This window comes from Gracilibacillus sp. JCM 18860 (genome assembly GCF_055395245.1).
Window position 1 is genome coordinate 4306538 of record NZ_AP043868.1, and the last position, 21965, is coordinate 4328502.

25 protein-coding genes are annotated in these 21965 nt (G+C 36.5%); 17 read left to right on the forward strand and 8 right to left on the reverse strand.

Annotation, left to right across the window (positions count from 1 at the left end; genetic code table 11):
* The first annotated feature begins 175 nt into the window (after nucleotides 1-175).
* From ACZ5R4_RS20860 to ACZ5R4_RS20870, 3 genes are all read left to right on the forward strand, one after another.
* Entirely contained in the window at nucleotides 176-1216 is a 1041-nt protein-coding gene (locus ACZ5R4_RS20860) for a siderophore ABC transporter substrate-binding protein (protein WP_464367934.1), read from the forward strand.
* A gap of 231 nt (nucleotides 1217-1447) precedes the next feature.
* Complete coding sequence (locus tag ACZ5R4_RS20865) at nucleotides 1448-1915, forward strand: chemotaxis protein CheX (RefSeq protein ID WP_054787531.1); 468 nt, start codon at nucleotides 1448-1450, stop codon at nucleotides 1913-1915.
* Between the two features lie 16 nt (nucleotides 1916-1931).
* On the forward strand, nucleotides 1932-2399 hold the full coding sequence (locus ACZ5R4_RS20870; protein ID WP_109983493.1) for a chemotaxis protein CheW: 468 nt from the start codon (nucleotides 1932-1934) through the stop codon (nucleotides 2397-2399).
* Nucleotides 2400-2466: 67 nt separating this feature from the next.
* Here ACZ5R4_RS20870 and ACZ5R4_RS20875 read toward each other — a convergent pair whose 3' ends face one another.
* From ACZ5R4_RS20875 to ACZ5R4_RS20885, 3 genes are read right to left on the reverse strand one after another with little or no spacing between them, the layout of a single operon-like run.
* Nucleotides 2467-3549 carry a Ger(x)C family spore germination protein gene (locus tag ACZ5R4_RS20875; protein ID WP_109983492.1) on the reverse strand — a complete coding sequence of 361 codons (1083 nt, stop codon included), beginning with the start codon at nucleotides 3547-3549 and terminating at the stop codon, nucleotides 2467-2469.
* The gene (locus tag ACZ5R4_RS20880; protein ID WP_464367935.1) at nucleotides 3536-4642 is read right to left on the reverse strand and encodes a GerAB/ArcD/ProY family transporter; all 1107 of its coding nucleotides are present in this window, start codon (nucleotides 4640-4642) and stop codon (nucleotides 3536-3538) included. Before ACZ5R4_RS20880 ends, ACZ5R4_RS20875 begins: the two co-directional genes overlap by 14 nt.
* Before the next feature lie 7 nt (nucleotides 4643-4649).
* Complete coding sequence (locus tag ACZ5R4_RS20885) at nucleotides 4650-6140, reverse strand: spore germination protein (RefSeq protein WP_109983490.1); 1491 nt, start codon at nucleotides 6138-6140, stop codon at nucleotides 4650-4652.
* A 168-nt stretch (nucleotides 6141-6308) separates the two neighbouring features.
* Here ACZ5R4_RS20885 and ACZ5R4_RS20890 point away from each other — a divergent pair, with 168 nt between their 5' ends.
* Nucleotides 6309-7457 (forward strand): acyl-CoA dehydrogenase family protein, encoded by a 1149-nt coding sequence (locus ACZ5R4_RS20890; protein WP_464367936.1) that lies wholly within the window; start codon nucleotides 6309-6311, stop codon nucleotides 7455-7457.
* Between the two features lie 61 nt (nucleotides 7458-7518).
* A complete protein-coding gene (locus ACZ5R4_RS20895; protein WP_464367937.1) occupies nucleotides 7519-8409 on the forward strand; it encodes a M14 family metallopeptidase in 891 nt (296 codons plus the stop codon).
* Between the two features lie 55 nt (nucleotides 8410-8464).
* On the opposite strand, the gene ACZ5R4_RS20900 is transcribed toward ACZ5R4_RS20895, so the two are convergent.
* From ACZ5R4_RS20900 to ACZ5R4_RS20915, 4 genes are all read right to left on the reverse strand, one after another.
* On the reverse strand, nucleotides 8465-9613 hold the full coding sequence (locus tag ACZ5R4_RS20900) for a glycosyltransferase (RefSeq protein ID WP_054859955.1): 1149 nt from the start codon (nucleotides 9611-9613) through the stop codon (nucleotides 8465-8467).
* A 202-nt stretch (nucleotides 9614-9815) separates the two neighbouring features.
* On the reverse strand, nucleotides 9816-10223 hold the full coding sequence (locus tag ACZ5R4_RS20905; protein WP_054859956.1) for a Fur family transcriptional regulator: 408 nt from the start codon (nucleotides 10221-10223) through the stop codon (nucleotides 9816-9818).
* The gene (locus ACZ5R4_RS20910) at nucleotides 10220-11092 is read right to left on the reverse strand and encodes a metal ABC transporter permease (RefSeq protein WP_464367938.1); all 873 of its coding nucleotides are present in this window, start codon (nucleotides 11090-11092) and stop codon (nucleotides 10220-10222) included. The genes ACZ5R4_RS20905 and ACZ5R4_RS20910 overlap by 4 nt, the downstream gene beginning before the upstream one ends.
* A 15-nt stretch (nucleotides 11093-11107) precedes the next feature.
* Nucleotides 11108-11860, reverse strand: a complete 753-nt coding sequence (locus tag ACZ5R4_RS20915; RefSeq protein WP_109983485.1) for a metal ABC transporter ATP-binding protein — start codon at nucleotides 11858-11860, stop codon at nucleotides 11108-11110.
* Nucleotides 11861-12001: 141 nt separating this feature from the next.
* Between ACZ5R4_RS20915 and ACZ5R4_RS20920 the strand changes: the two genes are divergently transcribed.
* The 12 genes from ACZ5R4_RS20920 (at nucleotide 12002) to ACZ5R4_RS20975 (ending at nucleotide 20476) form a co-directional block, all read left to right on the forward strand.
* Nucleotides 12002-12358 carry an arsenate reductase family protein gene (locus tag ACZ5R4_RS20920; RefSeq protein WP_109983484.1) on the forward strand — a complete coding sequence of 119 codons (357 nt, stop codon included), beginning with the start codon at nucleotides 12002-12004 and terminating at the stop codon, nucleotides 12356-12358.
* A 94-nt stretch (nucleotides 12359-12452) separates the two neighbouring features.
* Nucleotides 12453-12836: a glycine cleavage system protein GcvH gene (gene gcvH, locus ACZ5R4_RS20925; protein ID WP_054859958.1), complete on the forward strand. Its 384-nt coding sequence runs from the start codon at nucleotides 12453-12455 to the stop codon at nucleotides 12834-12836.
* A gap of 194 nt (nucleotides 12837-13030) precedes the next feature.
* Nucleotides 13031-13384, forward strand: coding sequence for a toprim domain-containing protein (locus tag ACZ5R4_RS20930; RefSeq protein ID WP_109983483.1), 354 nt, complete (start codon nucleotides 13031-13033; stop codon nucleotides 13382-13384).
* 11 nt (nucleotides 13385-13395) lie between these two features.
* Nucleotides 13396-13710: a thioredoxin domain-containing protein gene (locus ACZ5R4_RS20935; RefSeq protein WP_054859959.1), complete on the forward strand. Its 315-nt coding sequence runs from the start codon at nucleotides 13396-13398 to the stop codon at nucleotides 13708-13710.
* Between the two features lie 217 nt (nucleotides 13711-13927).
* Nucleotides 13928-14068, forward strand: coding sequence for a hypothetical protein (locus ACZ5R4_RS20940; protein WP_181397452.1), 141 nt, complete (start codon nucleotides 13928-13930; stop codon nucleotides 14066-14068).
* Nucleotides 14069-14377: 309 nt separating this feature from the next.
* Nucleotides 14378-15163 (forward strand): Fe-S cluster assembly ATPase SufC, encoded by a 786-nt coding sequence (gene sufC / locus ACZ5R4_RS20945; protein ID WP_054859960.1) that lies wholly within the window; start codon nucleotides 14378-14380, stop codon nucleotides 15161-15163.
* A 17-nt stretch (nucleotides 15164-15180) separates the two neighbouring features.
* On the forward strand, nucleotides 15181-16488 hold the full coding sequence (gene sufD / locus ACZ5R4_RS20950) for a Fe-S cluster assembly protein SufD (RefSeq protein WP_054859961.1): 1308 nt from the start codon (nucleotides 15181-15183) through the stop codon (nucleotides 16486-16488).
* Nucleotides 16488-17708, forward strand: a complete 1221-nt coding sequence (locus ACZ5R4_RS20955) for a cysteine desulfurase (RefSeq protein ID WP_464367939.1) — start codon at nucleotides 16488-16490, stop codon at nucleotides 17706-17708. Before sufD ends, ACZ5R4_RS20955 begins: the two co-directional genes overlap by 1 nt.
* On the forward strand, nucleotides 17698-18141 hold the full coding sequence (gene sufU / locus ACZ5R4_RS20960; RefSeq protein WP_109983480.1) for a Fe-S cluster assembly sulfur transfer protein SufU: 444 nt from the start codon (nucleotides 17698-17700) through the stop codon (nucleotides 18139-18141). The genes ACZ5R4_RS20955 and sufU overlap by 11 nt, the downstream gene beginning before the upstream one ends.
* A gap of 30 nt (nucleotides 18142-18171) precedes the next feature.
* On the forward strand, nucleotides 18172-19569 hold the full coding sequence (gene sufB, locus ACZ5R4_RS20965; protein ID WP_109983479.1) for a Fe-S cluster assembly protein SufB: 1398 nt from the start codon (nucleotides 18172-18174) through the stop codon (nucleotides 19567-19569).
* Between the two features lie 210 nt (nucleotides 19570-19779).
* Nucleotides 19780-20052 carry a hypothetical protein gene (locus ACZ5R4_RS20970; RefSeq protein ID WP_464367940.1) on the forward strand — a complete coding sequence of 91 codons (273 nt, stop codon included), beginning with the start codon at nucleotides 19780-19782 and terminating at the stop codon, nucleotides 20050-20052.
* A gap of 70 nt (nucleotides 20053-20122) precedes the next feature.
* Nucleotides 20123-20476, forward strand: a complete 354-nt coding sequence (locus tag ACZ5R4_RS20975) for a hypothetical protein (RefSeq protein ID WP_054859673.1) — start codon at nucleotides 20123-20125, stop codon at nucleotides 20474-20476.
* Between the two features lie 91 nt (nucleotides 20477-20567).
* Here the strand turns inward: ACZ5R4_RS20975 and ACZ5R4_RS20980 are convergent, their stop codons facing one another.
* Entirely contained in the window at nucleotides 20568-21935 is a 1368-nt protein-coding gene (locus tag ACZ5R4_RS20980; protein WP_181397546.1) for a multi antimicrobial extrusion protein MatE, read from the reverse strand.
* Nucleotides 21936-21965: the final 30 nt, after the last annotated feature.

Sequence of the window (21965 nt, forward strand, 5' to 3'; positions counted from 1 at the left end):
ATGCTTAAAGTCCACTCCTATCCCTCAGTGATGATCTTACTGGGGGATAAATATAGTTTAAATATTAAATATGGTATTGACTGTCATGTGGAATATATATATAATGATAATTATTATCAGTGATAATGATTATCATTATTGCTGTCATCGATCTATTTTAAAAGGAGAGAAAAACATGAAATATTGGAAATTAGCAATTGCATTATTAATTTTAACCCTTATGCTAGTAGCATGTGGGTCTAACGAGGACTCTAACTCAGAGGGAGCAGATGAAGCTACTGCATCGGAGGAAAATGCTAATGAAACAGCTGAAGAGGGTAGTTCAGGTGCTTATCCGATGACAATAACTCCAACCGTTACTAAATCTGAAGGCAGAGATGGTACCGCTTATAGCTTTGAGGAAGTGAAATTCGAGAAAATGCCAGAGAAAATCGTTGTATTTGATTATGGCATGTTAGATACATTAGATGCACTTGGTGTTGATGGGATTGTTGGTGTAGCAAAAGGTAGTACATTACCTTCTCATCTGGAAGAGTACGCATCAGACGAATATACGAACATTGGTACATTAAAAGAACCCTTACTGGAAGATATAGCGGCATTAGAGCCTGATGTCATTTTTATATCTGGTCGTCAATCTGCATTTTATGATCAATTGAAGGAAATCACACCAAATGTTGTATTTGTAGGTACAGATCAGAATGATTATTGGAATACATTTCTAGACTCAGTAGACATTGCAGCGAAAATGTTTGATAAAGAAGCAGAAGCGGAAGAGCATCTTGCAAAATTTGATTCTGCCCTAGAAGAAATAAACACATTAGCAGGAAACTATGAGACTAGTTTAGTTACGATGTATAATGAAGGAAAGCTTTCTGGCTTTGCATCCAATTCGCGTTTTGGTTACATATATGATGAATATGGGTTTAAGCCAGTTACAGAAGACATTGAATCCTCTTCACATGGATCTAATTTTGGGTTTGAAGCAATATTAGAATTTGATCCACAGGTTTTATTCGTAATCGACCGTACTGCTGCTATAAATGGGGAATCTAATATCGAAAAAGATATGGAGAATGATATCATCCAACAAACAGAAGCCTATAAAAATGAGCACATCATTTATTTAGATGGTGCACTATGGTACCTAAGCGGTGGAGGTCTTCAATCCGAGCTTGCTAAGATCGAGGAAATTATAAATGAATTAGGTCAATAATGATGATAGAGGGCTATTCCAATTCGGCAAGGCTGACGGGGAATAGCCCTTTTGTATGGGGAAATGTATACTCTGCCTAACCTTAGCATGAATGAAATGTAGTTTATTAGTAAGTTTAGACTATCTATCAATAAAATTTTATTGTGTTATTCAAATATATTAGGTATTATGTATTATAGAACATAATGAAAAATAACTATATTTTGTGTTAAGGTTAGGAGAAGTGAGTATATGGTAACGTCTGCGGAAGTGAATATTAATGAAATAATTAAAGAGCTTTATAATGGATCTGTTCAGTCGATAAAGAAAGTAGTACCTGTCGATCCTCAATTTGAAGCACCTAAATTATCTACAGATCCATTGTTCGTGAATTATGGTGTATTAATTGGTTATAGTGGTAGTTTTAAAGGTGATTTATTAATACGCGCCAACAAAGAGGTATTTAGTGCGATCGGTGAAGCTCTTTATGGAATGCCGTTATCAGATGAGATGCTCGATTCCTTCTCAGGTGAATTAGGTAATATGATTGCAGGGGGTCTTTCGACACATTTAGCTGAACAAGGTATCGAAACGGATATTACGCATCCCACTGTAATAAGTGGTGATGCCAAATTAACTGGATTCAAGAGAGTGTTAGAAGTCCAAATCCAATTTGTGAATATTGGAAGTATGACGATGGCACTGTTAATCAATCAATAATAAGTAGGTGGTAGTAATGGAAGAAGTAATGACCAAAACGATAATATTTAAATTAAATGATCAAGAATATGGGGCCAATATTGGACAGATCCTATCCATCGAACGATTACAAGAAATAGTTGCACTACCACAAACATCAGATTTTATTAAAGGTATTATTAATCTTCGAGGAAAAGTTACACCTATTATTGATCTTCGGACAAGATTAGGCATAGAGGAGCTAGAAGCAACAGAGCAAACTAGAATTCTAATTGCAAATGTACGAAATATTCAGGTAGGATTGATCGTCGATGAGGCGACAGATGTGATCGATATAACCAATGATTTAGTAGAAGAGACACCTGAATTAGTTAGTGATGTAGATCACCGGTATTTAAAGGGTGTAGCAAAGCTTGAGGATCGAGGTATGTTACTACTTTTAGATTTAGACCATGTGCTTAGCTATGAAGAATTAGATGAGGTGCAACAGGTTATAGACGAATAATGTCAAAAGTTTTGAAAAAACTCGCATTCCATCATGATGAATGCGAGTTTTAATATGTTTATCGATACTATTTGGTAAGATTGGTTTGTTTGATATGAAAATATATCTTAGGCTGAATGTCTATAGTTGGGTAGGTTTCTTCCCATTCTTTTTTGTTCCAATCTCTAAAAGTACTTTTGGCAGAGGCTCCGATCATCAATGGGTCGATATCAAGCTCTTGAAATTTTTTAATTAACTCAGAGCACTCTTCCTCTAATTTCTCTCCTATTTGTTTTTCTAGTTTTCTTTTGTTTTGAGGCTTGTCCAGTCCCAACGATTCTGCTTCTGCAATATATCCTTCAATTTTTACGGTAATCTCAAGCTTATTTTTCGAAACCCATTTCTTCTTTTGGTTGGATTGAATCGAAATGACGGAAAGTGATTTATTTTTTTTCTTCCATTCGAATTGATAAGTCGCATCATTACTATCCTCATATAAAGCTTTAAAAGCAAAAAATGAATCGGTTCCAGTCTTGTATACTAATTTGTCATGATTAAAAAATCCTAATCCGACGATATCTACAATGGTTTCTCTATCTGCTATTATCGGCATAAATGGATCCATTCCCTCACCGTAATAACGATAATTGAGATCATGTAAAGTCATTTTTGGTAAATTCCTTTTAATATTGCTGTCAATCAAGCTTTTGATATAACGAGGAAGTGTTTGCTCTAATTGATATTGTTCCGATAAGAGATTCTCTGCCCTTCCTTCAACGATTAGAGGATGAAGCATTCTCCCAATGTCAGGCATTTCGTTAATCCCCTGTAAAATGTCTGAAATTCCTATTTGCGCTACCTCCTCTCCAAAAAGAACGGATGTTAGCTTACCTGTTTCCACTTGAAAAGGTGCCTTATGTTGAATTTGTGAGGTAATTCCTTGTATAGAGCTAGATTGACTTGTGTATGCAGCGTTTTCTCTCGTATCTGCTTGTTCACTATATCCATATAATGGAGATACTCCTGTGCCGATGTATTCCTTGGTCGATGCCTCCCAATCAAACCCATATAGCATAATAATTTCCACATCATCGATAACCTTTGTTTTTACACAAGCTGTCAATAATAGAAGTGAACAAAAAATTATAGAACTTTTTTTAAATAGTCTCATGGGATTTTGTCACTCCTGATTTGATTAACTTCAAAATATAGAGAAAAGGGATGTAGATGAACAACAAACAAAAACCAATTTTAGATATTATGTTTGAAAGTTGTTCAATCATTAAATAATCTTTAACTAAGAACATAGAGATGAATCCTATTATTGCGAGAAATATGGAGATGCCTCGAAACGAAACTTTACTGATGCGATAATAGCATTGTACGCTTCCCCAGAAGTAAATACAGCTTGTCGCGATGATTACGATAAAATGAAGACTAATTCCAACATATTCAAATCGCTCAATGAGAGGAAAGCTAATAATCTTCCATACGTGTAGAGATGGCCATGCTAATAATTGAATTTGTTCTTGATTAAAATAAACGAAATTAGAAAGTGCTACAAGTAAGTAGATAAGGGTGGTTAACCCATTAGCACTTACTGCCCATTTTAACCCTTTGTGAAATTTATGAATAAATGGTGCAAACATTAGAATCAACTCGATTCCTAAATAACCAGTAGCCATTGGTTCCACAGATTTTACGATATTCCAATAGCTAGTATTCATAATTGGTAATAAATTTTCCATATGTCCATGTTGAAAAGCAATCAAAATCGAGAAGGACAAGACAAGTGGAATCCAAAAGCTAAAAAAAATAAAGCCTACAACCGTTCGAAATCCTCCTAATACAAGATATAAAATGAGTATATATAGAAATAAAGAAAACCAACCAATTGAAAGATCTTGAAAATACCAGACTTGGATCACCTCTATATAGGATCTCATTACATAAAAAGAGAGAGAGAGTAAATGAACACCAAAAAGAAGGGAGAGTAAATTACCAAATCGTTTGCCGAATATTGAGTGATGAATATCGATTAAATCCTGGCCATCCGGCACTATTTTCCATACAATAACAATAATGATGGTTGTAAGAAGCCATGTTAGTAGAATCCCTATCCAGGCATCATATCCTGCAACCTTTGCAATTCTTCGCGTAAAAGTTAATACCCCTTCTCCCATCTGAGTTCCGTGCAGAATGTAAAGAACTAGAAATGGGGAAACCATTTGAGAAATATCTATCTTTTGTTTTTGACTGCTCATAAGTTCCCTACTTTCTTTTCCCTTCCTTTGCCAAAGTTCTTTTTAATTGAATCCGATTTTTATCAATTGAAGAAGTAAAAATAGGTCGCTTCCCCTGTACACTGAAGGGTAATCGTACAAAGGCATCCTTTAGATCAGGCCATCTAGGTGGATAGAATGGCTCTGTAAATGGCCTTCCTAGGGAAGTAAGCCTTAATAGATGTGTAACAAGAAACATAATCGCGAACGCCAATCCGATAATTCCCCACATCTGTGCAAGAATAATGAAGGGAAAACGAAGTAGGCGAATTGTGTTACCGATGCGATAGATAGGTGTTGTAAAAGAAGCCAGTGCTGCTAATGCAACTAAGATCAATAAGACATTACTCGTAATACCAGCCTCAACAGCTGCCGTTCCAATAACAATACCCCCAACGATACCAATGGTTTGGCCAATTTTCGTAGGAAGTCTCGCTCCAGCCTCACGTAAAAGTTCAATCGTTAATTCAAGAATAAGCACTTCCAAAATTGGTGGAAATGGAATATCCTTTCGAGAGGAAATGATTGTACCAAGTAAATCAATCGGTACAACGTGATAATGATAAGTTAAGACAGCAATATACAATGGTGTTACTAAAACAGAAAACATCACCGCAAAAATTCGAATGATACGAAACGCTGTTGCAAGTGGCCATGTAAGAAAATAGTCCTCATAGGATGCAAAGAACTCGACCAATGTTGTTGGTCCTGTTAACACATGGGGGGAACCATCACAAATAATCGCAATTTTCCCCTCAATAATTGCACTAGTAACTCGATCTGGTCTTTCGGTATCCATTAATTGTGGAAATGGTGAGGTAGAATTATCTGCAATCATTTGTCCAATGAAAGAACTGTCGATGATCTGATCATATTCAATATCTTTAATTCTCTGAATAATGGTATCGATATTTTCTTGATTGGCTATGCCATCAATATACATGATCGCTACAGACGTTTTTGTGACTTTACCTACCTTTAATAGTTTCATTTGCAAATGTGGTAATTTGATTCGTTTTCTAATTAAGTTCACATTCGTATGCAGATCTTCTATAAATGCAATCTTAGGTCCAATAACACTAAATTCTATTTCAGGCATATCCACATTTCGGTCAGTTTCAAACTTAGCAGGCATTAGTAGTACTTGTTGGTCATCGTCTTTTAAAGTGATCGCAATAAATCCTGATAGTATTTTTTCTTCGATTGCCCCTAAATCAGAGGTCACTTCTGTTTCATCAAAAGGTAGTATGTTTTTAATTTCTTGAACATTATGGATAGATAGATCCTGGAAATATGGTAAGAGATTCGTTTTAATTTTTTCTGTATTGATTAGGGATTGATAATAATAGACAGTAATAGCCGAATTATTGCCAAAACGTAATTGCTTGAAATCATCGCTTTCTCTCATGAAAGTGATAAGGTCTTGAAAGCTCTCAATAGAAGGAGAGTGATTTGTTTTTTTCCATAATCTACGTAACATAAAATAATTCCCTCTCTATGCTGTAAGCTCCATTTTTAAAATGGACGATTGTTTTTTAGTCTAGATCAAAATCATAATCCTATACATGAAGGATTTGTTTACAATTTATTGGCTTTTTTTCATTTGGTTCGTTATGATCACAATAAAGACATGAGGAGGTAATCGAAGATGAATTTTGTCCAAACAGAACATGAAAAAAGATTGTATAGGATGGCAACAGAATTATCTATCAAAATTCGTGAAAGACGGAAAATAGCTGATCAAGCGGCTTCATTGCCTATCGAAACGATAGAGGATTTAAGAAAAGCACACTATCTATCATTAACTCTTCCGAAAAAATATGGAGGAGAAGCATTATCCTTATATGAATTCTTACTATTGCAAGAAAAGCTAGCGGAAGGAGACGCGTCTACTGCGCTTTCTGTAGGATGGCACTTAGGAGTTGTCAAGGAATTAAGTGAGGAGCATATCTGGGAAGGAGCAATGTATGACTTTCTTGCCAAAGAGGTGGGCGAAAAACAAATGCTTGTAAATCGTGCAGCAACGGAACCGGCAACTGGTAGTCCAACGAGAGGGGGAATTCCTGAGACGAAGGCGGTAAAGAAGGGTGATCAGTATGTTATCAATGGTAGAAAGTCCTTTACCAGCATGGCAGAGGTGTTGGACTATTTTATCGTTACGGCATATATTGAAGAAAAGAAAGCGATTGGCTCGATTCTCATACCGAAAGAGACTAATGGTCTTCATGTCGAGAAAACATGGGATACTCTCGGTATGAGAGGTACGGGTAGTGATGATTTGGTTTTAGAAAACTGTCAAGTGCCAAGTAAGTATTTAGTAGAAATTAATGATAAACCGAAAAAGCCAAAGCCAAAAGGATGGCTATTACATATTCCTGCATGCTATTTAGGTATTGCAATGGCTGCAAGGAACGATGTCATCGAATTTGCTAAAAACTTTCAACCTAACAGTTTAAAGCATCCGATATCTGAAGTAGAGCATGTGAAACAGAAAATGGGAGAGATAGAGTTAAAATTAATGCAAGCACGATATTTTATGTATAGTGTGGCAGAAAAATGGGATCAACATCCAGAGTCAAGAAAAAGCCTCGCGGGTGAGTTAGCAGCAGTAAAAGTAGTTGCAACCAATGCTGCAAATGAGGTAGTCGATCTTGCCATGCGCATCGTTGGTGGAAGAGGGCTATCGAAAACAATGCCATTCGAACAGTATTATCGTGATGTTCGTGCAGGTCTACACAACCCTCCAATGGATGATATGGTATTACAGATGTTAGCAAAGAACGCTTTTTCTTCGTAAATAGACACCAGACTATATTTGATACATAAGCTATAGAAGAATAGCTTAAGGATGATGCTAAATGGGAGCAATTGTTGATCCGAGGAAAATATATACCTTTGAACAGATGAAGGTCGACATCGACTGTCTTTGTATCAAATATCCTTACTTAGCAAAGGAAATAATCGGTTATTCGGTGGAAAAGAGAGAGTTGTTTGCCATAAAACTTGGTACAGGTTCGAAAAATGTCCTATTAAATGGTGCACATCATGCAAGGGAATGGCTAACGACAGCACTTTTGATGAATATGATCGAATATTATTGTGAGTTAGTGCAATTAAAAGCAGATTTCCGTAAATTGCTACAGGATGTTTCAATTTGGTTTATCCCGATGGTCAATCCAGATGGGGTTACTCTTGTACAAACAGGAAGTAATCTTCCTTTTCTCCGCACATTAAACAATGAATCAGACGATTTTCGTGCATGGAAGGCAAATATCCGTGGAGTTGATCTAAACAGACAATATCCAGTTGATTGGGAATCAATTGATGATCAAATGAAGAAACCAGCACCTGCAATGTATAAAGGGGCACAACCTTTAAGTGAACCAGAAGTAAAAGCATTGTATCAATTTGTCCTTGAGAAAGACTTTTGTAATGCTGCTTGTTATCATTCTTCCGGAGAAGAAATTTTTTGGAAATATAAAATTACTGGCGAATTTCTAAATCAGGCAAAAGGATTAGCTAACGATTTGGCAGAGCTGACAGGTTATCAGCTTGTTGAACCAGACGATGAACCAAGTGGTGGGGGGTTTACTGATTGGTTTTTGATGCAAATGAAAAGACCAAGCTTCACGATTGAAATCGCCCCATATATTGGACCTAGGCCAGTTCCAATTACCTATTTTGATCAAATTTGGGAACAAAATAAAGAGGTTGGTATCTTTTTAGCTGAAGCATGTTTAGGTACCTAAACATGCTTCTTATCCATGCGGCAATCTTAAGCCACTTGCTGATGATGCTTACCTTTTATGCTTCTAATGTGATCGTTTGCTTGTGAGAAATAACGGCTTGATATGCTGCCAATAGCTCTTCAAAGCGATCCTCCCATTTTTGCTTGTGTGCATAGCGAACGGCATTTTCCTCTAATTGTTTTCGCCAGCTATCGTTACCTAAGATGCTTGCGATAGCAGTAAGGTACATAGAATAATCACCCTTGTCACAAAGAATCCCTGTAAAGCTTTCCTTAATAATCGTTTTCACACCACCTGCATTAGCTCCTACAACTGCTGTACCACATGCAAGTGCTTCAAGTACTACATTTCCGAAGGTCTCACTTTCAGAAGGAAATACAAAACATTCGCTAGAAGCAACTATTTCCGCTACTCTTTTTTGTGGTAGAAAACCAGTGAATGTTACATTATTATTTTCGATTTGACTCTCAAGGCTTGCTTTGGCTGGACCATCTCCCACAATCATCCAATGGATTTGGTCACGGAATTCTGCTGACATATGATTAATAAGATAGCATAAAGTCTCCATATTTTTTTCTGGTGCAAGTCGCCCTACATAGCTGAGTATATATTTTTTCGATATATTATATTTTTGTCTGATTTGATCCTTCGAATAGTTTGGATGAAATATCGAAGAATCGACACCACGCTCCCATACTTGAATGTTGGAGAAATTTCGTTTATTTAATTGTTCGAACGTATAGGTTGATGGAACAAAAATGCGGGCCATAGATTGGTGGAACCATTCCATATAACGCCATAATGGTTTGGATAATAGAGGAAGATGATAATATTGAAGATAGTGATCAAAGTCAGTATGATAGGAGCCTACTAAAGGAATATCGAATTTTTTGGCATAGCGAATTCCGCATAAACCAATTGAAAAAGCCGTTGCAACGTGGATAATATCAGGATTAAAGGAATGTAAAAGCTCCTTGATTTCATTTTTGTTAGGGACTGAAATACGACAGTCTGGATAAAGTGGGAAAGGAAAGCTTGATTGCAAATAGATTTGTTTCGTTCCTTGCTCCTTTCGACTCCTTTTTGGTGAAATAACAATATAAGAATGATTCGTCTTATCCAAATAACGGGTTAATCTACCTAGTGTTTTCGCTACACCATTTACATCAGGGAGAAACGTGTCTGTGAAGATGGCGATTTTCATTTTGTCACACCCCTCGTATATTGAGTCCTTCCATTCAAACATATGTCGAATAAATGTAAAGAACAACTTATTATTGTAAAATAAATGTAAAACATAAAAGGTGTGGGCAAGTAGAGGAGGGGAATGAAGGATTTTTTTATGATGAAAAAAACCGTATAAATCTCTTGGTGGATTTACACGGTTTAAAAATCAATTTTACCTCTTACTGGCAGGAAGGGCAAAAGCCATAAATTTCGAATTTGTGATCATCTATCATATATTGCTTTAATTCTTCATCAATTAGTTCCATAGGGCAATGATGAATTTCTTTCGTTACTCCACAGTTTTTACAAATAAAATGATGATGATGATGGTGATCACACTTCAGTCGAAAATGTTTTTCTCCATTCAGTTCTGTCGACTCTAAGATACCAAGCTGATCAAATAAGTGTAAATTCCGATAGATGGTATCAAAACTAATCCCCTCGTAGTTAGGTTCCATATTTTCAAGAAGATCTCGTGCTGTTCTATAACGATTCTCCACAACGAAGAAATCAATCATATGCTCTCTTTTTTCTGTATATTTATATCCTTTTTCCTTTAACAAACCTAAAGCTTCTTGTTTATTCATTTCAACACCTCACCATGGCTTTGATGCTTTCTATTAAGCAAGCTTTGAGTTATTTTTTTACCGATAATAGTAGCTATTAATAAGAAAATTAGAAGAACCACAATCGTTCCCCCTGGTGGAATTTCGAGGTAATATCCACTGATAAGTCCTAAAATTACTGCTACCTCTCCAAATATTATCGCATAAATAATCGTTTGTTTAAACCCTTTTGCTATTCTTATGCTTGCGGCTACAGGCAAGGTCATTAGGGCAGAAACGAGTAACACTCCAACAATTCGAATCGAAGCTGCAATGACAAGTGCTGTCAGTAGAATGAAAATAAAATGAATTCTTTTTGCATGAATCCCAGTTACTTCTGCGTGTTCTTCATCAAAAGAAAGAAGAAATAATTCCTTATAAAACAAAAAAATGACGGCACAAACAATGACAGCTATTACGATAATACTAAATAAATCGTTTCTACTTACCGCTGAGACAGATCCAAACAAGTAGTTATATAAATCCGTGTTAAATCCGTTGGCAATGGAAATAAAAATAACACTTAAACCAACGCCCCCAGATAATATAATCGGGATTGCCAATTCCTGAAAGGCTGTATAAACACGTCTCAAACGTTCAATTAATATAGCACCGATAACGGAGAAGCCTAGTCCAGAATAAAAAGGAGTAATCCATAGAATTCCAGTCTTTTTTTCCATTAATAATCCAAATGCAATACCCGCTAGAGTGACATGTGATAATGCATCAGCGATTAAGGAAAGTCTTCTTACCACAATAAAAGCACCTAGTAATGGTGCAATAATACCAATGATGATACCAGTTAAAAATGTATTTCTTAAAAATTCGAATTCTAATAAATTTGCTAACATGAATGTTCCTCCGATTTAGTGCTGATGTGACACGAGATTCAGTTGATGTCCATAGAATTGAGAAACCTCTTGATCCGTCATTTCTTGGAATACTTTAGGATCACCATGAAAATGCAACGTTTTATTTAGACATACAACCTGTGATGCATGATGAGTCATTGTGCCGATGTCATGAGTAACAAGTAATAATGTAATGTTTTTCTTGTTTAGCTCATGAAGTAAATTAAAGAATTTTTCAACGTTCTCCGCATCTACTCCAACTGTTGGCTCATCAAGGATAAGTAATTCAGGGTCACTTACTAAGGCGCGAGCGATAAAAATTCGTTGCTGCTGTCCTCCTGAGAGATCTCCAATATTATCATGACTATACGCCTCCATTCCAACAAGAGCAATGGCTTGTTTAATCTTCTGCTTATCTTGTTTAGTAAATCTCCTAAAGTATCCTTTTTTTGAGGTTAAGCCCATGGCTACTACCTCCTCTACGGTTGCGGGGAACCCACGATTAAAGGTATTGGATTTTTGTGATACATAACCAATTTTGTTTTTTTGTTTAAATCTTTCGATGGATTGCCCGAATAAAGAAATAGAACCATTAGTTGGTTTTTCAAGACCAAGTAATAGCTTTATTAAGGTAGTTTTACCACCACCATTTGGACCAACTAAACCAATAAACTCACCGGATTTAATGGAAAAATCTATATTCGATAATGCTTGTCTGCTACCATAATAAAAATCGACACTATGCATGTTTACAATGTCTTCATTCATAGAAAAACTCCTTAAAGAAATATATAGAAACATTTTATCGTAATCATTCCGTTTTGTAAATATGAATTACTTGCTTCCATTAATTCATATCAGCTAAAATAAGCATAGCAAGTTAGACTAGCAAAGGATGGAGGAAAATCGATGAGTATTAAATTTTTTTGGTATCCAAAGTGCGGTACTTGTAGAAATGCAAAAAAATGGCTAGATGAAAATGGTGTGGATTATGAACCAATACATATTGTCGAAAATCCACCATCTGAAGAAGAATTAAGAGCAATTGTTCAAAAAAGTGATCTTCCGATAAAGAAATTCTTCAATACTAGTGGGAAAAAATATCGTGAACTAGGTCTAAAGGATAAAATTAACGAAGCTAGTGAGGAAGAATTAATTCAATATTTAGCTTCAGATGGTATGTTAATTAAGCGACCATTAGTTGTGGGTGACGAAGAAGTAACGGTAGGATTTAAAGAGGAAATATTTGACCAAACTTGGAAATAACGATTATATTAAATAGAGGAGAGCATTTACAAAAAGCTAATTAATAGTGGGGTCGTGCGAAACCCCACCAGTCTTAGTTTATGGAGGGTTTTAGATGAATTTACCAGAATCATTATTGTATTCAGAAGAACATGAGTGGGTAAAAAAAGAAGATGGAAAAGTAAGAATTGGTATTACAGATCATGCCCAATCAGAACTTGGTGATATTGTATTTATCGAATTACCTGAGGTTGGAGATGAAGTAGAAGCAGACGAGCCATTTGGCAGTGCAGAATCTGTGAAGACGGTCTCTGAGCTATATGCACCGGTTAGCGGTAAGGTCGTTGAGGTGAATGAAGATTTAGAGGATAGCCCAGAATTAGTAAACGAATCACCATATGAAAAGGCATGGATGATCGTAGTGGAACCTAGTGATGAGGCAGAATTTGATGATTTAATGTCTGCAGATGACTATGAGAATATGATTAATGAAGAGTAATCATTACGACAAGTTGGCATTCGCATAATAGGCGAATGCTTAATTTGTATAAGAATCTGTTCCGTTTTCATGTTAATACTCATAACTTTTATCCAATTATCCATACAATAAAGTAAGACTTCTAATTAGGGATGTCTTAGAGACAGATACTAATTTGTCTCCGGTGTTTGTAGTCTGATGAAGTAGGTGAGCCAATGCTAAATTTAGATACAAAACTAATTATCGTGGAAGGTCGAACAGATAAAGAAAAAATTGAAAAAGTTATTGATGATCAAGTGGAAATTGTTTGTACAAATGGAACCATTGGATTAGAACGGCTAGAAAATTTGATTGAAGCTTATCATATGGATCATCGCGATGTTTATATTCTAGTAGACGAGGATAATGCTGGAAAAAAGTTAAGGAAACAATTATCGAGAGAACTACCGCATGCTGTGCATATCTATGTTGATAAAGCTTTTAGGGAGGTTGCGGCAACCCCGGAACCTGAGCTCGCGGCAGCATTGATTTCTTCACACATCATGATAAATCCGAACTATTTGCTATAAAGGGGATAAATATGAAAGAAATAACAAAAGACAACTGGCGCCCATTTCACAAACCAGCAATTGTTTTTGTTCATACTCCTTTTTGTGCAACCTGTCAATTAGCAGAAAAAATGTTACATGTATTAGAAGAGGCAGACATCGATCTGACGATACATCGCATGAATGCCTCTTTTTTTCCAGAGTTTATGCAAAAAAATAAAATAGAGAGTGTTCCATCCCTATTATTAGTAAAAGAAGATGTGGTGGAATCACGATTATATGCGTTTGAGTCTGTTACGAAATTGTTTGGGGTGCTAGAAGATTGGAAGCAAAAATGGAGTATTTAGTAAAAAATACGAGTATTTAAGAAAAAATGGATAAATACCGTAATCATCTAATGATATCCTTCTTTAATGGTTACACAGTACTTCAGAATCGCCGTCAGTCAAGTTGGATGATAAAGAGGTTGATGGTAAAATATTATCTGTAATCAAAAGAAAGGATTGATTTATTATTAATGACCAACAGTTACATCTTAACTACACGACAGAGATGGAAAAAGCTATGCTACAAAACCATGGAGTTGGCTATGCACAATACAGTAGACAACTTTCTAAGCGAATGAACGTAGAAAGAGCTAGAGAGAAAAGTTACATGGAAAGCCAAAGAGTAGTCCAAGATGTAGAACGTCAAGTCCATAGATAAATCATTATAATAGAAATAAATAGAACAACAGCTGATTTTAGGCTGTTGTTTTTTTGCTTGTTACGAAGAAAACTAGTACTCTACGGTTACAGTTACAACACTATAATCAGTATTTAGACTTTTCTGAGAAGATTGTTGTCTTGGAATGTTCGATCATCTATGAGTAATTGTGATATAATATGAACCGAAGCGATGTTTTAATGGTTGATTATAGATTCGAAATAGTATAAGATTATAATGAGAATAAAGTGAGAATGGATGTAAATTTCACTTAATATCAAGATAAATATGTTTTGGAGGTTGTTATTTATGGCTAGATCTACTTTAGAAATTAAAGATCTTCATGTTGAAATTGAAGGTCAGGAAATATTAAAAGGTGTTAATTTAACGATTAATGGTGGGGAGTTCCATGCGGTAATGGGTCCAAATGGAACGGGTAAATCTACCTTAGCATCAGCAATAATGGGACATCCTAAATATGAGGTAACAAAAGGACAAATCCTATTAGATGGTGAAGATGTATTAGAAATGGAAGTAGATGAGCGTGCACAAGCAGGTTTATTCTTAGCAATGCAATATCCAAGTGAAATTAGTGGTGTGACCACATCTGATTTCTTACGTTCTTCTGTTAATGCACACCGTGAAGAAGGAGATGAAATTTCTTTAATGAAATTCATCAAAGAAATGGATTCTGCTATGGATTATCTAGAAATGGATAAGAACATGGCGCAGCGTTACCTAAATGAAGGTTTCTCTGGTGGAGAGAAGAAAAGAAATGAAATTCTTCAATTAATGATGATCCAACCAGCTATTGCAATCCTTGATGAAATTGATTCAGGTCTTGATATCGATGCACTGAAAGTTGTAGCAAAAGGTATTAACAAAATGCGTAGTGACGATTTCGGTTGCTTAATTATTACACACTATCAACGTTTGCTAGATTACATTACACCTGATCATGTTCATATTATGATGCAAGGACGTGTCGTGAAATCAGGTGGACCAGAATTAGCACAAAGACTTGAAGCAGAAGGATATGAATGGATTAAAAAAGAACTTGGAATCGAAGATGAAACAGTAGGACAAAACGCATAAGGATTAGGAGGTATCGTATGACTGTGGAAACAAAATTACCATATGATCAGGAATATGTTCGGTCCTTTTCCGAAAAACGAAATGAACCGAAATGGATGCAAGACTTACGAATACAAGCATTAGATTTGGCAGCAGGATTAGAAATGCCAAAACCAGATAAAACACGTATTGTTCGTTGGAACTTTGATGATTATCAACATGATGTAGATGGTACTACCATTTCGTCATTAAATGAATTGCCAGAAGATATTCAAGTTTTCCTTGATATGGAAAATCAAAATGAAAACCTGGTTATTCAACGTAATCAAACAATTGCCTATAAATCGATTGCGCCTAAATTAGCAGAACAAGGTGTCATTTTAACCGATATTCAAACAGCATTGAAAGAACACAGTGAATTAGTTCAAAGATACTTTATGAAGGATGCAGTTCAAATAGATGAGCATCGTCTAACCGCTTTGCATACAGCATTGATGAACGGTGGTGTCTTTGTCTATGTACCAAAAAATGTACAGGTAGAGGAACCACTTCAAGCAATTTTCTGGCAGGAAGATCCAGAAGCGGCGACCTTTAATCATGTCATCGTGGTAGCAGAAGCGAATAGTTCTTTAACATATGTAGAAAATTATATTTCTCAAAACAAATCAGAAAATGCGGTAGCCAATATCGTTGCTGAAGTAATTGCACATGATAATGCAAGCATTAATTTTGGCTCTGTTGACAATTTCTCTAGTGGTACAACGGTGTATGTGAACCGTCGTGGTGTCGCATACCGAGATGCTAAAATCGAATGGAATTTAGGTCAAATGAATGACGGAAATACGGTTTCCGAAAATATTACTCATTTGATTGGTGACAATTCTTATTCTTATGCTAAAACCGTTGCCGTTGGCCGTGGTGACCAATCACAAAACTATACGGCGAAAATTGTGAACTATGGTAAACAATCAGAAGGTTTAATCCTTCAACATGGTGTAATGAAGGATAGTGCTTCCTCTATATTTAATGGTATTGGTAAGATTGAACATGGTGCATCAAAATCAAATGCAGAACAAGAGTCACGTGTCCTTATGCTAAGCAAGGATGCACGTGGTGATGCCAACCCAATTTTACTCATTGATGAAGATGATGTAACAGCAGGTCACGCTGCATCTGTAGGACGTGTTGATCCTGTTCAACTGTACTATTTAATGAGCCGTGGTATTTCTCAACAAGAAGCAGAACGATTAATTATTCATGGGTTCTTGGCACCAGTGGTAAAGGAAATACCAATCCAAGCAGTCCGTGAACAATTAACTGAGGTTATTGAAAGGAAAGTATACTAATGGATGCACGTGCCATTCGTGAGCAATTTCCTATTTTAAACCAAGAAGTTAATGGACATCCTTTAGTTTATTTAGACTCAGCAGCTACATCACAAAAGCCAATTGCAGTGATGGAAGCTTTAGATAATTACTATAAACAAAACAATTCCAATGTGCATCGTGGGGTGCATACATTAGGAACTAGAGCCACCGATCAGTATGAGGGTGCAAGAGATAAAGTAAAGCAGTTTATTCATGCCTCCTCAACTGAAGAGGTGATTTTTACAAGAGGAACTACTACTTCTATCAATATGATCGGCTATGGTTATGCTCGTCATTTTCTACAAGAAGGTGACGAAATTGTGCTTACACAAATGGAGCACCACAGTAATATTATTCCATGGCAGCAGGCGGCTAAGTATACTGGAGCAAAGCTAAAGTATATACCGATGGAAGAGGATGGGACCCTTTCCTTAGATGCGGTTCGTTCGACCATTACCGAGGCAACTAAAATAGTGGCGATTGCCCATGTTTCCAATGTATTAGGAACCATTAATCCTGTGAAGGAAATAGCAGAGATTGCTCACCAAAATGGAGCGATAATTGTCGCAGATGGCGCGCAAGGTGTTCCTCATATGAAGGTGGACGTACAAGAGTTAGATTGTGATTTTTATGCTTTCTCTGGACATAAAATGTGCGGACCAACTGGTGTAGGTGTTCTCTATGGAAAAAAAGCATTGCTTGAGAAAATGGAGCCAGTAGAATTTGGTGGAGAAATGATTGATTTTGTTGATCTATATGATTCTACATGGAAAGAGCTTCCTTGGAAGTTTGAAGGTGGAACCCCTATTATTGCTGGGGCAATTGGCTTAGGAGCCGCCATTGATTTTCTTCAAGAGGTAGGTTTAGATAACATTGAAAAGCAAGAACAAGAAATTGTTCAATATGCACAATCAAAATTATCAGAGGTAGAAGGAATAACGATTTACGGACCTGTAAATCGGGGAGGACTTATCACCTTTAATATCGAGGGAGTTCATCCGCATGATACGGCTACAGTACTAGATGCAGAAGGAATTGCGGTACGTGCAGGTCATCACTGTGCTCAGCCATTAATGAAATGGCTAGATGTTACCGCAACTGCAAGGGCAAGCTTTTACTTGTATAATACGACGGATGATGTTGACCGCCTAGTGGAAGGAATACAACGAGCGAAGGAGTATTTCGGCGATGTCTTTTAATAACTTAGATACACTGTACCGACAAGTCATTATGGATCATTATAAAAATCCGCGTAATCGTGGAAGTTTAGACAATGGATCTGTTACAATTGATATGAATAACCCTACTTGTGGGGATCGAATTGAGTTACACCTTCAAATTGATGATGGCATTGTTCAAGATGCTAAATTCGAGGGGGAGGGTTGTTCTATCAGTATGTCATCCGCATCAATGATGACCCAAGCAATTAAAGGAAAAAAAGTAGAAGATGCCTTAAAGATGTCTTCGATCTTTTCTGATATGATGCTTGGTGAAGATGTAGAAGAAGTGGATTTCGATTTAGGAGATATTGAAGCATTACAAGGTGTTTCTAAATTTCCTGCAAGAATTAAATGTGCAACCTTGTCGTGGAAGGCGATGGAAAAAGCGGTCGCAACAGATCAAGAGCACTAAGCAAGAAATCCCAATATAGGAGGTATTAACATGGCGAAAAAAGCACCTGAAATTGGCGAATATAAATATGGTTTCCATGATAGAGATGTTTCCATTTTCCGTACAGAAAAAGGTTTAACTCGTAAAGTCGTGGAAGAGATTTCTCGAATGAAGGAAGAACCTGAGTGGATGCTAGAATTCCGCTTAAAAGCATTAGAACAATTTTATAAAAAACCGATGCCACAATGGGGTGGTGATCTTTCAGAGCTTGACTTTGATGAAATTACGTATTACGTAAAACCATCCGAGCGTTCTGAACGTTCTTGGGATGAAGTACCTGATGAAATCAAACAAACTTTTGATAAATTAGGTATTCCAGAAGCAGAGCAAAAATATCTTGCAGGTGTTTCTGCACAATATGAATCTGAAGTGGTTTATCACAATTTAAAGGAAGACCTAGAAGAGCTAGGTATTGTCTTTAAAGATACGGATACTGCTCTAAAAGAAAATGAAGATTTATTTAAAGAATACTTCGGTAAAGTTATTCCAGCGTCAGATAATAAATTCGCTGCCCTTAACTCTGCCGTATGGTCTGGTGGTTCCTTTATCTATGTACCTAAAGGAGTAAAAGCTGATACACCACTCCAAGCATATTTTCGAATTAACTCAGAAAATATGGGTCAATTCGAACGTACGCTTATCATTGTGGACGAAGGAGCTTCCGTACACTATGTAGAAGGTTGTACAGCACCAACTTATACAACAAACTCTCTTCACAGTGCAGTTGTAGAGATCTTTGTTAAAAAGGATGCATATTGCCGTTATACAACCATTCAAAACTGGGCAAACAATGTGTATAACCTTGTAACAAAACGTGCAACATGTGATGCGAATGCCACAATGGAATGGATTGATGGTAACATTGGTTCCAAATTAACGATGAAATACCCTGCGATTATTTTGAAAGGAGAAGGTGCGCGTGGTAATACCCTTTCCATTGCATTAGCAGGTAAAGGGCAACACCAGCATGCTGGTGCCAAGATGCATCACTTAGCACCAAATACTTCTTCCACAATCGTATCTAAATCAATTTCTAAACAAGGTGGTAAAGTAACCTATTTAGGTATGGTTCACTTTGGTCGTAAAGCGGAAGGTGCGCGCTCTAATATTGAGTGTGACACATTAATTATGGATAATAAGTCAACATCTGATACGATTCCTTATAATGAGATTCTAAATGAAAACATTTCGCTTGAGCATGAAGCAAAAGTTTCTAAGGTTTCTGAGGAACAATTATTCTATCTCATGAGTCGTGGTCTTTCAGAGGAAGAAGCAACGGAAATGATTGTAATGGGCTTTATCGAGCCATTTACAAAAGAACTACCAATGGAATACGCAGTAGAAATGAACCGTTTGATCAAGTTTGAAATGGAAGGCTCAATCGGTTAATATGAAAAGACCCCTGCTACACAAAGTGTGTGGCAGGGGTCTAATTTTCTTTGTATATTCATGCCAGATTTGTGCCTCTTTTCTAGTGTGGTAGAGGAGGAAAACGTAGCAGGCATTCCAGAGCTTTGGGAAGAGATCAATCGAAATGGTACTTATCAAGTAGGTAAAGCCCAATAAGCCAGCGTCTACCCCCAAAATGGTACTTATCGAGTGGATAAAGCCCAAGAAGCTAGCGTCTACCCTCAAAATGGTACTTATCGAGTGGATAAAGCCCAAAAAGCTAGCGTCTACCCTCAAAATGGTACTTATCGAGTGGATAAAGCCCAAAAAGCCAGCGTCTACCCTCAAAATGGTACTTATCAAGTGGATAAAGCCCAAAAAGCCAGCGTCTACCCTCAAAATGGTACTTATCAAGTGGATAAAGCCCAAAAAGCCAGCGTCTACCCTCAAAATGGTACTTATCGAGTGGATAAAGCCCAATAAGCTAGCGTCTACCCTCAAAATGGTACTTATCAAGTGGATAAAGCCCAAAAAGCCAGCGTCTACCCTCAAAATGGTACTTATCAAGTGGATAAAGCCCAAAAAGCTAGCACTGCGTTCCAAAATGGCACTTATCAACCAGATAAAGTCCAAAAAGCCAGAACCTGCCCTCAAAATGGCACTTATCAAGCGAATAATGCAAAATATGCGGAAACAAATTTTCTCAGAATGTTTCCCTTCCACTGGTTACAAGCATGCAGGTACACCAGAATTTGAATTATATCCGAGTAAGGATCCTCATATTCCAGATTTATATTCTGAAATCTCGATTCCATTAAATAAGATCATTTTTTCAACCACTTTCGGTAATCGGGAGTGTTTGCAGGAGAAATTAAAAGAAATCCATTTTGTTTCGGTGCTGCAATAATTGTTGGGTATAGAAAAATTTGACAAGGGAAAACGCGCTTTTTGTTCCTATCGATAGACAAGCTGCACAAAAAGGAGATGCGTGTATATAATTATCCTTTTATCATTCTATATCCCCGTCTAATATTATTTTTGAGCCATAAACTAATAGCAGCATTTTTACCCTTCATATTTAAAAAATAAAGTAAAATGATTAATTCCATTAAGAATCCAATCGATTGAGCTAGTGCACCAATGAAGCCACCACCATTTGGGACAGTGTAAATTAAAATAAGTAATGCCGCCACGGTAGCGATTACATTTCCAATTTGTGAAAAGGACATTACTTTTGTTTGACTACGAATCATTAGAATACCATTGCAGAAGTCTACCCACGGAAAACATAGTGTAAATATAACAAAAAACCTTAGTGTTAAAATACTTTGATCGAGTAATTCATCTGATACACCTATAATATTTTCCAGTCCCCACGTTCCAATAGGTGTGTAAGAAAGTACGGTTAATAAAATACTAGGTAATAGACTTACAATAATGGTAAAATGAAGCACTTGTTTTTTATCCTTCTTATAAAAATTTATAACAATTTGATGTATGTAGGAAGTGATACTATTTAACAAGTGTACGACAGAAATTGCTACAGCAAAGGAAGCTATGGCTATTTCTGCTTTTGTACTCCAGCCCAGTACAGCATTAATCGTTGGAGGGATACTAACCGCAATGAGTGAAGCAATTAACAATGGATTATAAAAACGGAATATTTGTGATTGCTGGAAGATTGGATGCTTCTCTTTTTTGGGAGGTAATTCCTTCACAATGATACGACCTTCCAAGCTACTAACCAATGCTTCTACTGCCATTCCAGCTAAAAAAATGTATGCACCAACATAGCCGTGATTAACCCAATCATTCGCTAAGACAATCCATGCAATGAAAGACATAAATGCAAGTCTAACCATCATTCCAATTGTTAACCACTTTGTCTTTAAATTCGAAATGATTACACCCTGATATAAGCAACGAATTCCTGAGAAAATCGTCACAAACATCAAAACACGATAGGCCTCAATGGTTGGCTGTAGCATTTCGTCACTAACACCTAGAAGAATAGAAAAGAAGCTTCTTCCTATTGGCGAATAAGCTATGACTAGGCTAAGGAAGAGAATAGCGGTTAGCACATATACTGTAACATTTCGCATTAATCGATAAGAAATTTGATCTCTTACTAAGGTAGAGCAAGTTTGGCGTAAAATAACAGCACAACGTTCCATAATTCCAAATAAACTCATCGCAATCGAATAGCTAGCAATAACTACTGCAGGATTTGGTGCTCGTGCAAGTGTGCTGTTAATAATCACATGTGAAATAGTGACCAAACTTGCTGAAAAGCCTAATGGAATAAAGAAAAAAAGTAATGTTTTAAAATTTACTGATTGTTTTGTTTCACTCGATTGATCACTCATTTGCTGTTCCCTTTCTATATACTGGTTATT